This is a genomic window from Haemophilus influenzae (genome assembly GCF_019703545.1).
In the GTDB taxonomy this organism is placed as follows: domain Bacteria; phylum Pseudomonadota; class Gammaproteobacteria; order Enterobacterales; family Pasteurellaceae; genus Haemophilus; species Haemophilus influenzae_E.
This window is the reverse complement of the sequence record NZ_AP018771.1, coordinates 126,606-138,823: the sequence shown is the minus strand read 5'-3', so window position 1 is coordinate 138,823 and position 12,218 is coordinate 126,606. Positions and strand designations below refer to the sequence as shown.

Below are 12,218 nucleotides of genomic sequence, written 5' to 3'. Positions count from 1 at the left end.
ATTGATTTAATGGAGCTTTTCTGCGTATTCATAGCAATAGCTGGCGTATAGGCCTGTACGGCAAAAGAGCAGTGGACTTCAACTGATATTGGGTTGTGCCTCGTTCAACCGATTTCGGTAACTTACTGCCTACACGTGTGGAATATGCCACATTATTGGCGACAGTGAATTTTCTTCTGTAGCGTTATCAGGTTCATTGTATGGTCAATTTAGGCACTTCCTTCTTTCTAGAGATTTAAAACGCCAGTTCTTAAAACAATCTGTATGGGTGAAAATTATACTAAGGAGATGACAGAAGAATAAAGACATATTTATATTGAAAATGTAGTCTCTAAGTATTTAGTTGTTCACGAAATTGATTCGAAGAAAAAAGATTTAACTGAGTTGGATAAAATAGCTTTAAAAATTACCTTTTCAGCAGAAACTCCAAAATATGCACAATCTGTATTGACAGAGTATGTAAATTTTGTAAATCAATATAGTCTTAACCAAACAAACCAAGAGTTTAAACAGGGATTTAACCTCCGTTTAGATGAGCTGAGATTTAGTAAAGAACAAATTGAAGAGAATCTAACAGAAGCAAAAAAGGTTCAAGTTGAAAACTTAACAAATGCGTTAGATATTGCTAAAAAAGCGGGTATTAAAGATTTTTCAAGAGGAAATAATATCTCTGATTCTAAATTAGCAGATGGTACATATTTATTTATACTCGCTGAAAAATATTTACAGGCGCAACTAGATATTGCTAAAAACACACCTGTTGTTTACCCAGCTAATTATTATATTACAGATAGACAGTTATTTAAATTAAATAAATTAGCTTCACAATTGGAATTAGTTGAGGATGTAAAAACGTATTATTATTTAAGCTCTCCTGATTATCCTGTGGTTAAAGATAATCCTAAGAGGGCGTTGATTCTTGCTATCGGGTTTATTATCGGTATTCTGTTACCCACTTTCTTTATTTTATTAGGTTCGGTTATACAAACTAATAAAAAGCAGTCATGAAGAAAAAGGCTATTTTTATCAGTACGGGAGCGGTTATTATCTTTAAAATATTAACTCCCTGTTATAGCTGGTGTACTAGCAAAATTTATGATGCTTTCCGAAAATGTTTGCCTGCAATGGATAATCCATATTTTTCATCGCTTTAGCGAAGCGGAATTAGGTTTATATGCAATGGGAGCGCAAATTGCATTTATCTTATCAGTTTTTATTTTAGCGATAAATAAAGCGCTTGTTCCCTATCTGTTTGAGAAATTAAAACAAGGTAGTGTTAAGTTAAAAGATTTACATAGATGGTCGTTACTTTCATTATTGATCGTGCCTATTCCATCACTTGTTACCTTAATTGTTCCGGAACAATGGCTATTGTTCTTCTTAGGCAAACATTTTATCGGGGTAAAATACTACATTATAGTATTCTTACTCTCTACGAGTTTAACCATCCCTTATTTGTTCTTAGTAAATTATTTGTTTTATCACGGAAAAACTAAAGAAATTTCGTTTTGCTCTGTATTATCAACAATGATTTACTTGGGAGCATTGGGGGGATTAATTTTTACGGATGTGGTTTATATTCCTTATGCTAGTGTATTGGGGGCATTGGGGATTTTACCTGTATTATATAAAATAACAAAAAGAGTAGAAGAAAATGAATATGCCACTCATTAGTATAATAATGCCTGTTTATAATGCAGAATTTTACCTTAATCAAGGTATTTTATCTTGCTTAAATCAATCTTATCAAAACATTGAATTAATTTTAATTGATGATGGTTCAACAGATAAAAGTATTGAAATAATAAATAACATCATTGATAAAGATAAGCGAGTTAAACTTTTCTTTACCCCAACTAATCAAGGGCCTGCAGCGGCAAGAAATATAGGGTTAGAAAAAGCACAAGGTGACTATATTACATTCTTAGATAGTGATGATTTTATTGCAAATGATAAATTAGAAAAACAACTTAATTTTATGTTGCAAAATCATCTTGTAATGACGCATGGCAACTATGCTTTCTGTGATTTGGAAGGAAATCAGATAAAATTAGTTACGACTAGTAAAAAAATTGATTATTTAACCTTATTACAAGGTAACCAATTTAAAATAATGACCGTACTTGTTAAAAGAGAATCTATTAAATTACTTAGGTTTCCTAATATTAAACACGAAGATTATGCCTTCTTTTTAGATTGTTTAAAAGAAGTTAAACAATCTATACTATATAGCCATCAGGCAAGTTCATTTGTAAGAATCGGTAAAGTCAGCGTTTCATCAAATAAATTTAAAAGTGCAATCTGGACATTTAATATCTATTTTAAAAGAGAGAAACTAGGTGTAGTAAAATCAATTTATTATTTTATCCTCTATGCCTATAATGGATTTATTAAATACAAGAAATAAAAATATGATTTCATTACTTATTATTAGCTTCGGGCGTTGTCAAGAAGTATTGGAAACGTTTGCATGTGTCAATAAATATCATGGTAAAAAAATTGAATTACTTTTCCTTGATAATAATCCAGCAAGAGAGTTGGAAACAGCTCTATCTTCTATTGTAGAAAATAATAGTAGCATTTTATTTAGCTATTTTCATACCGGTGAGAATCTAGGTGTTGCTGAAGGACGTAATTTTTTAATTGAAAAAGCTCAAGGAGATATTTTAATTACACTTGATGACGATATTGAAATTGAAGATATTATTCTTTTAATTCAGAAAGTGACTGATTATATGGCAAATAATGCTAAAGTAGGAGCGTTAGCCTTTAATATTAAAAACTATTTTACTCGTAAAGCATTATCACACGAGATCCCACATGGTAATAAAAAGTTAGATTTTTCACAGAATTTACTGACTTATTATTTTATTGGTGCTGGGCATGCAATAAGGAAAGAAGTCTATCAAAAAGCGGGGTTTTACCCTAAGGATCTTGGTCTATATGGTGGTGAAGAAAGAGATTTGTCATTTAGGATTTTAGAAGCAGGCTATCAGATACTTTATGCAAGTGATATTGTGATTTATCATAAGGTTTCACCAAATGGAAGAATGATGAGAAAAAAGGAAAACTTCTTTAGATATAGAAATCAACTTATTGTTTTAAATAGATATATGCCAATGAGATATCGATTAACTTCTAATTTTGTTTGGTCTATTTTTTATCTTGTAAAAATGAACGGAGAAATTCTAGATATTGTAAAAGTATTATCAGAAATTTTTAGTTTAAAAAGAAAGGTAGTATCAGATAAAACAATTAGATATATTAAATTTGTTGATGGTAGGTTATATTATTAATGATTATTTGCTTGGTATTGTTTTTATTTATTTCTCTTTCTTCGTTGATGGGGTTAAAATATAATAAATTATCTAGCTAACTCTTTATTTTTAATATTTTAATTATCTATTTTTTTTTACTGTTTTTAGATATGGCGTAGGTGAAGAGTATTTTCAATATGAAGAATTATTTAAACAAGTGTTACCAATAAATAAGATATCAATTTCTTATTTTAAGGATAATGTTCATGATATTGAGTATGGTTATTTGTTTTTTGAATCAGTAATTAAATACTTTACTGATGAACACCTTGTTTTTCTTGTTTTTTATGTCTTTGCAATGTTCCTTTTTCTATATAAGGCAATAAACAATACTGGTTTATATAGAAATATACAGTTGCTTATTTTCTATTCTTTTATATTTTTAGAATATATTTTTAGTGTGCACAGACAAGGTGTGGCAATGTGCATAATATATTATGCTATCACACTGATCCATGAGGATAAATTATTTAGGTATACTTTGTTGGTTATTTTAGCCTCGCTATTTCATAAGATAGCCATTATACTTATTCCGCTTTATTTTTTTATAAGAAAAGAATTTAAAGTATCTGTTCTATTTTACATGGTTGTAATTGTATTATTTATATCTTCTTTTGACTTAATAGGTATAGTTATTAAGTGGTGTAATGAGAATTTCTCTAATGTGGCTGTTTTTAGATGGGTGTTTCACTATTATTTTAATAAGCATGATGCAAATTTAAAAATGTCTGCTATACCTTACATGCAACGAGCAATAATGTTATTTATACTATTCCTATTTTATAAAAGAATCCCCTATACTTATTCTAACTTACTGCTCTTATATGTTAGTCTTTTCTTTATATTCTCTAATGTGGGAGTGTTAGCAAATAGGGTTTCAGGAATTTTATTGGTATCTTATGCAATATTTTTCTCTGTTCTAATTTGTAACTTAAAATTTAAGAGAAATAGATTACTTATTATTTTATATATGTTTTTTCTAACTTAGTATTTTTGTTAAGAATATTCATGATATTCATCTGTTAACTAATAAGCTAAATTATTTTCCATATGAATTAAACTATAAGACAGTTAACATATTTCAGGAGGGAGAATGAATAAAAGAGTAATAATTATCAGTAGTATGAGGATGTTATTTTTATTTCTTCTTATAGATAAAAGGAGATTAGGGGATGTTTTTATATTTTCTAATAAAGTTGAATCTAAAATTAAATCTGCATTTGAGTTTCATAGTGCTTATTCTATCTTTGATTTACTATTTAAAAAAATTATTTCTGAAATTAAATTAATATATTTTTGTTATAAAAATAGAATAGAATTTAAAAAAACTGTTGTTTATGGTGCTGACCATATTTTAGGCTCTTCATTTTTTTTAAGTAAATGTCTTTTTTATTTAATTGAAGATGGCACTGAGAACTATCAAACTAAAAATTATAAAAGAAGTTTAAAAAATAGATTGTTTTCACTACCTAAATTTGGAATGCATAAAAATGTTAAGAAAATTTATTTAACAAGGAATGATAATATTCCTGATTGTATTAAAGAAAAAGTTGAAGTAATTAATATTCATCAACTTTGGAAAAATAAAACAAAAGAAGAGCAAGATGAGATTTTATTTTTACTAAGTGTAGATAAAAATAAATTAGAAAATTTAAAGCATAAAAGTATCGTTTTATTTACACAGCCACTTTCAGAAGATAATGTTTTAACTGAGGAAGAGAAAATCGCTCTTTATAAAACTATCATAGGAAATTATGATCAAGAGAAACTTGTAATTAAAACACATCCAAGAGAAACTACAAACTATCGAAATTATTTCCCTAATATTGAGGTTTTTAGTGAAAATTACCCATCTGAGATTTTAGATGTATTAGGCATAAGATTTGAAAAAGTGGTAACAATTTTCTCAACGGCTGTATATGTATACCCAAAAGAAAATATTATTTTTTATGGTACAAAAATACACCATAAATTATTATCAAAATTTGGAAGAATAGAATATGAATAAGTTATTTTTGTCTAAATTTATTTTAGCTTTATTAGATTTTATTACATTTAATGCTTCTTTTTCATTATCTTTACTAATAATATCCTATTATCATCATGGATATGATCAATATTTACCTATTTACGAAATAGATGATAGATATTACATTCATACGCTTTTAGGTTTTCTTTGTGTTGGATGGTTTGCTATTAGGCTAAGACATTATACTTATAGAAAACCTTTTTGGTTTGAGTTAAAAGAGATTTTTAGAACACTTCTTATCTTTGCGGTTTTTGAACTTGCAATTGTTGCATTTTCTAAATTGTATTTCTCTCGCTATTTATGGGTGCTTATATGGGGGATTACCTTTCTACTTTTTCCATTGGCGAGGGTTTTAGTAAAGAAATTTCTTATAAAATCAGGTTGGTTTCTTAGAGATACAATTGTGATTGGTTCTGGGGATAATGCTTTTGATGTTTATAATGCATTAAGAGATGAACCTTATTTAGGGTTTCATGTTACGTATTTTATTTCAGTTTCTAATATTAGTAATAATGTAAAGGAATTAAATATTCCTATGTTAAATAATATGTCCTCTTGGACATCAGTAACTAAAAAAACAGATCAATTTATTATTGCATTGGAAGATGATGAAGAGGTAGATAGAAATAATTGGTTACGTTATTTTTCCACAAATGGATATCGTTCTGTTTCTGTTATTCCTACATTGAGAGGCTTACCTTTATATAGTACGGACATGTCTTTTATGTTTAGCCACGAAATGATGTTATTACGAATGAATAATAATTTGGCTAAACTATCTTCTCGTATTTTGAAACGAACCATGGATATTGTTGGTTCCTTAGCTATTATTATTATATTTTCCCCTGTGTTGCTTTATCTGTATTTTGCAGTAAAAAAAGATGGTGGTAATGCTATTTATGGACATCCTCGAATTGGTCGTAATGGGAAGACATTTAACTGCTTAAAGTTTAGATCCTTGATTGTAAATTCCAAAGAGGTGCTTGATGAATTGCTAAGAACAGATCCTCAAGCAAGAGCAGAATGGGAAAAAGATTTTAAATTAAAGAATGATCCTCGAATTACTAAAATCGGTGCTTTTATTCGCAAAACAAGTTTAGATGAATTACCTCAATTATTTAATGTTTTAAAAGGTGAAATGAGTTTAGTTGGGCCTCGCCCAATTGTAATTGATGAGCTAGAGCGTTATGAAGAAAACGTAGATTATTACTTAATGGCAAAACCCGGTATGACAGGGCTTTGGCAAGTCAGCGGACGTAATAATGTCGATTATAATACTCGCGTTTATTTTGATTCTTGGTATGTAAAAAATTGGTCACTTTGGAATGATATTGCTATTTTGTTCAAAACTGTAAATGTAGTTTTAAAACGAGATGGAGCTTATTAATGTTTTATTTAATTATTTCTTAAGCGAGATTTCTTCTATTTGTATTACTTTAAATTTATTAACTCAACAAGATGAATATTTTAATCACCGGCGGTTCCGGCTTCATCGGTTCCGCTCTTATTCGATATATCATTTATCAGACTCAAGATTCCGTTATCAATATTGATAAACTGACCTATGCGGCAAATCAATCAGCTTTGAAAGAGGTTGAAAATAATCCTCGCTATGCTTTTGAGCAAATTGATATCTGTGATCTTAAGGCGATAGAAAGCGTTTTCGAGAAATATCAGCCTGATGCAGTGATGCATTTGGCGGCAGAAAGTCATGTCGATCGTTCTATTTCTGGAGCAGCTGATTTTATTCAAACCAATATTGTTGGTACTTATACGTTGTTAGAGGTTGCTAAGAATTATTGGCATACCTTAGACGAAGCTAAAAAAACGACCTTTCGATTCCACCATATTTCTACTGATGAAGTTTATGGTGATTTATCTCTTTCAGGACCTGCTTTTACCGAATATTCTCCTTATCATCCAAGCAGCCCTTATTCAGCATCAAAAGCAGCGAGTGATCATTTAGTTTATGCTTGGCATCGCACTTATGGCTTGCCGGTGATTATTACAAACAGTTCCAATAACTATGGAGCTTACCAACATCCGGAAAAACTCATCCCTTTAGTGATTTCAAATGCACTGATGGGGAAGCCTTTGCCAATTTATGGTGATGGGCAGCAGATTCGCGATTGGTTATTTGTGGAAGAGCATGTTCAAGCCTTATATTTAGTTTTAACAAAAGGTCGAATCGGGGAAAACTATAATATCGGTGGAAATTGTGAAAAAACAAACCTTGAAGTGGTTAAAACAATTTGTCAATTACTCGAAGAACTTGCACCAAATAAGCCTAATAATATTAAGTATTACGATGATTTAATTATTTTTGTAAAAGACCGACCTGGTCACGATGTGCGATATTCATTGGATTGTTCCAAAATTCATGCAGAATTAGGTTGGCAACCGAAAATAACCTTTGAACGAGGACTTAGCCAGACAGTACAATGGTATTTGTTTAACAGTTAATCTTCTTAAATAGGGTAAAAGATAAGAATGTTTATCTATCTTGTGATTTTTTCTCTTTTTATTAGACAATAAAATATAAGATAGTTGAAGAAGTAAAAAATATTGCCTGAGTTATGAGCCAAGAATGACTGGCTTGTGAAATAAAATATATGGGAAACAATATGTATAATTCCTAAAATACAAATACATTTTGTTTCTAAATTATGGGTGTTTAAATTTTTAATAAAGAAAAATATTGGAGTTAGAATAATCAGGATTAATGCTATAAATCCAACTAAACCACGTTTCACCCAAGATTCTAAATATTGATTATGTAAACTTCCAAAATTTAAAGTGGTTTTAGCCATTTGTTTAGATTTTACTTGTTTATGTCTAAACTCATCGTATCCATCACTCCCATGGCCAAAGATAGGCGCTTCCTTTATAGCAATTAAGGCATTTTCCCACATGTCAAATCTGGCACCTAATGAGGTATTTCTATTGTTTTTTTCTAAATAGCTAACAATATCTGATTTTGCTGAGTTATATCGTTTTTCAATTCCGAATTTAGGACTGGTAATTAGTGCGGTTAATCCAATGGTAATAATGGCGATTAAAGTTATAATAAGTTTCTTATTAATGAATTCTTTGTATAGAAATAAAATTATACCAACTACAACGGGTAAGCCAATCCATCCACCTCTAGCCCCAGATAATGCACTAGTCATGATAGCAAGTATAATGGCTACAAACCCAAATAATGTAGATTTATATTGTTTTTTGATGAAGAAGTGAAGAGTGATAACAATGCTGAATGTGGCTAAAGAGATCGCAATGTTGCCCATTTGTATATGCATTGTTTCAGGAAACGGTTTTTCATATCCTAATGCAAATTTCTGAAATAACGCAACACATCCTGTAATTAATGCACTAGAAGGAATTGCGTATAAAATTGTTTTCCTTTTTATTGGAAAATTTTTGAATAAAAGTAGTAGAGGAATGAATAAAAGAAGTCGGCTTGGATTATCTATTTCTCTAATTCCATCTTTATTGATAATGATAGATAATAAGAATGTGAAAAAATAAAATAAAAAAGAAAAAATCAGTTTTTTATCTTCAGAGCTAAAAGATAGTTTTTTCTTTAATGGTATGAAATAAATCAATCCAATTGCGCTTAATATTATTGGCGCATAGTTATAACCCTTTGGAATGATTAAAACGGTTAAGAAAAATAGAGAAACTAAGAGGTTAATTATAAACGTTAGATGTTTTTCTTGAATCATACGAATAAAAGCATGTGTAAACTTAAATTTAGTAGATTCTACCTTAAATATTTGTAAAATGCTTGTTATTCATGATGGAATGATGTGAAATTAGGCATAAAACTGGTATAGTTTCTAAATTTATTTTGTTTATATATGGGGGAATAATATGCAAATTACACTTTCAAATAGCTTAGCGAATGACGCTTGGGGAAAAAATGCTATTTTGAGCTTTGACTCTAATAAAGCTACGATTCATTTAAAAAATAATGAAAAAACTGACCGCACTTTAGTTCAACAAGTTGCTCGTAAATTGCGTGGGCAGGGGATTAAAGATGTGGAATTAGTCGGTGAAGGATGGGATTTAGAATTTTGCTGGGCGTTTTATCAAGGTTTTTATACCGCAAAACAAGATTACGCGATTGAGTTTCCACATTTAGATGATGAACCGCAAGATGAATTGTTAGCGCGTATTGAATGTGGCGATTTTGTGCGTGGAATTATTAATGAACCAGCACAAAGTTTAACGCCAGTTAAATTAGCGGAGCGTGCGGCTGAATTTATCTTAAACCAAGCGGACATTTATAATGAAAAAAGTGCGGTAAGTTTTAAGATTATTTCTGGCGAGGAACTTGAGCAACAAGGTTATTACGGAATTTGGACAGTAGGGAAAGGCTCTGCTAACTTGCCCGCTATGTTGCAACTTGATTTTAATCCAACACAAGATCCGAATGCGCCCGTGTTAGCTTGTTTAGTTGGCAAGGGGATTACCTTTGACAGTGGCGGCTACAGCATTAAACCAAGTGACGGAATGAGTACAATGCGAACTGATATGGGCGGGGCAGCATTATTAACAGGGGCTTTAGGTTTCGCTATCGCTCGTGGATTAAATCAACGTGTTAAATTGTATTTATGTTGTGCAGAGAATTTGGTAAGCAATAATGCCTTTAAGCTAGGCGATATTATTACTTATAAAAATGGCGTGAGCGCAGAAGTGCTGAATACTGATGCGGAAGGTCGTTTGGTGTTAGCTGATGGATTAATTGAAGCGGATAGTCAAAATCCAGATTTTATTATTGATTGCGCGACTTTAACTGGCGCAGCAAAAGTGGCTGTAGGAAACGACTATCATTCTGTATTATCTATGGATGATGAACTTGTGAAAAATCTTTTCCAATCCGCACAAGCAGAAAATGAACCTTTCTGGCGTTTACCATTTGAAGATTTTCATCGTTCACAAATTAATTCATCTTTTGCCGATATTGCTAATATTGGTTCGGTTCCAGTTGGAGCTGGGGCAAGCACAGCAACGGCATTTTTATCGTATTTTGTAAAAAATTATAAACAAAATTGGTTGCATATTGATTGCTCCGCGACTTATCGTAAATCTGGTAGTGATTTATGGGCTGTTGGGGCAACAGGAATTGGTGTGCAAACTTTAGCAAATTTAATGTTATCAAGATCATTGAAGTAAGGAGATGTGATGACAGAAAGAACTTTTTCGATTATTAAACCTGATGCGGTAAAGCGTAATCTAATTGGGGCGATCTTAACTTGTTTTGAGCAAAATGGTTTTGAAATCATCGCTTCTAAAATGGTACGCTTAACTCGTGAGCAGGCTGAAGGCTTTTATGCAGAACACCAAGGCAAAGAATTTTTTGCGCCTTTAGTTGAATATATGATGTCTTCACCAATAGTGGTTTCTGTTCTTGAAAAAGAAAATGCAGTGAAAGATTACCGCACTTTGATTGGTACAACGAATCCAGAAACTGCAGCAGAAGGGACAATTCGTAAAGAGTTTGCATTAAATCAGCGTGAGAATTCGGTTCATGGTTCAGATAGTGTGGAAAGTGCAAATCGTGAAATTGCTTATTTCTTTACTGATTCTGAAATTTTTGAGCATTGATTGATAGTAAAAAGCACCTAAACAATAGTTTAAGTGCTTTTAAATTTTTAATGCTTATAAAATTAGACTTTCTTAAGGTTTATAGATGAACTCAATTCCTTCATCATCTTCTTCGGTCCAATCATCATCCCAATCTTCGTCATCATCAAATTGATGCTCAGCTAGTTGTTCCTGATGATAATCTTCCCATTTGAATTTTACTTCTTCAGGTGTAACTTGTTGTGTTTCAGCTTCGCGTGGATTCGCTATGATAAAGTCCATAATATCACGACAAAGTGGTGGAACATTTTTCCCTGTTGCCGCTGAAATCAGGTAATAGTCTTCTTCCCAACCTAATTGTTCAGCAATTTCTCTGGCTCGCTCTTCAGCTTCTTCGTCGCTTATCGTGTCAATTTTATTGAATACTAACCAGCGTGGTTTTTCTGATAATTTTTCACTGTATTGGAAAAGTTCAGATTCAATAATAGCCACATTATCTGCTGGATTAGAGCCATCAATTGGCGCAATATCGACTAAATGAATAAGCACTCTACAACGTTCTAAATGTTTTAAAAAGCGAATTCCTAGCCCAGCACCATCTGCTGCGCCCTCAATTAATCCAGGAATATCTGCCACTACGAAACTGTGTGAGTCATCTACTTTCACAACACCGAGACTTGGTACTAAGGTAGTAAATGGATAATCTGCAACTTTTGGTTTGGCTGCTGAAACGGCACGAATAAAAGTGGATTTGCCCGCATTAGGTAAACCGAGCATTCCTACATCAGCAAGTAGCATTAATTCCAATAATAAATCGCGTTTTTCGCCTGGTGTTCCCATTGTTTTTTGACGCGGTGCACGGTTTACCGATGATTTGAAACGGGTATTCCCTAAACCGTGATAACCACCTTTGGCTACCAACATTTTTTGACCGTGTTGGGTTAAATCTCCCAAGGTTTCCTTGGTGTCGTTATCAATAGCACGAGTTCCTACGGGAACAGGTAAAATAATATCTTTACCGCAACGTCCTGTACAATCTGAACTCCGTCCATTCTCTCCACGCTCTGCCGCAAAGCGTTTATTAAAACGGTAGTCAATTAAGGTATTGAGGTTTTCATCGGCTTGTAAATAGACATCGCCACCATCGCCACCGTCGCCACCATCAGGGCCACCTTTCGGAATAAATTTTTCTCGACGGAAACTTACGCAACCGTTGCCACCATCCCCAGCCTCAATTCTAATAAGGGATTCATCAATAAATTTCATTAAAACTTCTCCAAAAT

10 protein-coding genes and 2 pseudogenes are annotated in these 12,218 nt (G+C 31.8%); 10 read left to right on the top strand and 2 right to left on the bottom strand.

Annotated elements, in window-relative coordinates; translation table 11 throughout:
• The first annotated feature begins 384 nt into the window (after positions 1-384).
• The 8 genes and pseudogenes from K6J66_RS00660 (at position 385) to rfbB (ending at position 7,809) form a co-directional block, all read left to right on the top strand.
• A complete protein-coding gene (locus tag K6J66_RS00660) occupies positions 385-1,008 on the top strand; it encodes an LPS O-antigen chain length determinant protein WzzB (RefSeq protein ID WP_015701903.1) in 624 nt (207 codons plus the stop codon).
• A gap of 123 nt (positions 1,009-1,131) precedes the next feature.
• Positions 1,132-1,674: pseudogene (locus K6J66_RS00655) on the top strand (MATE family efflux transporter); the annotation flags it as partial.
• Positions 1,655-2,407 carry a glycosyltransferase family 2 protein gene (locus tag K6J66_RS00650; RefSeq protein WP_005663701.1) on the top strand — a complete coding sequence of 251 codons (753 nt, stop codon included), beginning with the start codon at positions 1,655-1,657 and terminating at the stop codon, positions 2,405-2,407. The pseudogene K6J66_RS00655 and the gene K6J66_RS00650, both read left to right, overlap by 20 nt.
• Before the next feature lie 4 nt (positions 2,408-2,411).
• Positions 2,412-3,296 (top strand): glycosyltransferase family 2 protein, encoded by an 885-nt coding sequence (locus tag K6J66_RS00645; RefSeq protein WP_005686079.1) that lies wholly within the window; start codon positions 2,412-2,414, stop codon positions 3,294-3,296.
• Between the two features lie 163 nt (positions 3,297-3,459).
• Positions 3,460-4,305 (top strand): annotated as a pseudogene (locus K6J66_RS00640) (EpsG family protein); the annotation flags it as partial.
• 105 nt (positions 4,306-4,410) lie between these two features.
• Complete coding sequence (siaA, locus tag K6J66_RS00635) at positions 4,411-5,325, top strand: sialyltransferase SiaA (RefSeq protein WP_077643866.1); 915 nt, start codon at positions 4,411-4,413, stop codon at positions 5,323-5,325.
• Positions 5,318-6,733: an undecaprenyl-phosphate galactose phosphotransferase WbaP gene (gene wbaP, locus K6J66_RS00630; RefSeq protein WP_038440152.1), complete on the top strand. Its 1,416-nt coding sequence runs from the start codon at positions 5,318-5,320 to the stop codon at positions 6,731-6,733. The genes siaA and wbaP overlap by 8 nt, the downstream gene beginning before the upstream one ends.
• A 71-nt stretch (positions 6,734-6,804) precedes the next feature.
• Complete coding sequence (rfbB, locus tag K6J66_RS00625) at positions 6,805-7,809, top strand: dTDP-glucose 4,6-dehydratase (RefSeq protein ID WP_038440151.1); 1,005 nt, start codon at positions 6,805-6,807, stop codon at positions 7,807-7,809.
• A gap of 35 nt (positions 7,810-7,844) precedes the next feature.
• On the opposite strand, the gene K6J66_RS00620 is transcribed toward rfbB, so the two are convergent.
• Positions 7,845-9,071 carry an O-antigen ligase family protein gene (locus tag K6J66_RS00620; RefSeq protein WP_038440150.1) on the bottom strand — a complete coding sequence of 409 codons (1,227 nt, stop codon included), beginning with the start codon at positions 9,069-9,071 and terminating at the stop codon, positions 7,845-7,847.
• Positions 9,072-9,219: 148 nt separating this feature from the next.
• Here K6J66_RS00620 and pepB point away from each other — a divergent pair, with 148 nt between their 5' ends.
• Both pepB and ndk read left to right on the top strand, forming a co-directional pair.
• Positions 9,220-10,524: an aminopeptidase PepB gene (gene pepB, locus K6J66_RS00615; RefSeq protein WP_038440149.1), complete on the top strand. Its 1,305-nt coding sequence runs from the start codon at positions 9,220-9,222 to the stop codon at positions 10,522-10,524.
• Between the two features lie 9 nt (positions 10,525-10,533).
• A complete protein-coding gene (gene ndk / locus K6J66_RS00610) occupies positions 10,534-10,956 on the top strand; it encodes a nucleoside-diphosphate kinase (protein WP_038440148.1) in 423 nt (140 codons plus the stop codon).
• A 72-nt stretch (positions 10,957-11,028) separates the two neighbouring features.
• On the opposite strand, the gene cgtA is transcribed toward ndk, so the two are convergent.
• Positions 11,029-12,201 carry an Obg family GTPase CgtA gene (gene cgtA / locus K6J66_RS00605; RefSeq protein WP_038440146.1) on the bottom strand — a complete coding sequence of 391 codons (1,173 nt, stop codon included), beginning with the start codon at positions 12,199-12,201 and terminating at the stop codon, positions 11,029-11,031.
• Between the last annotated feature and the right edge of the window lie 17 nt (positions 12,202-12,218).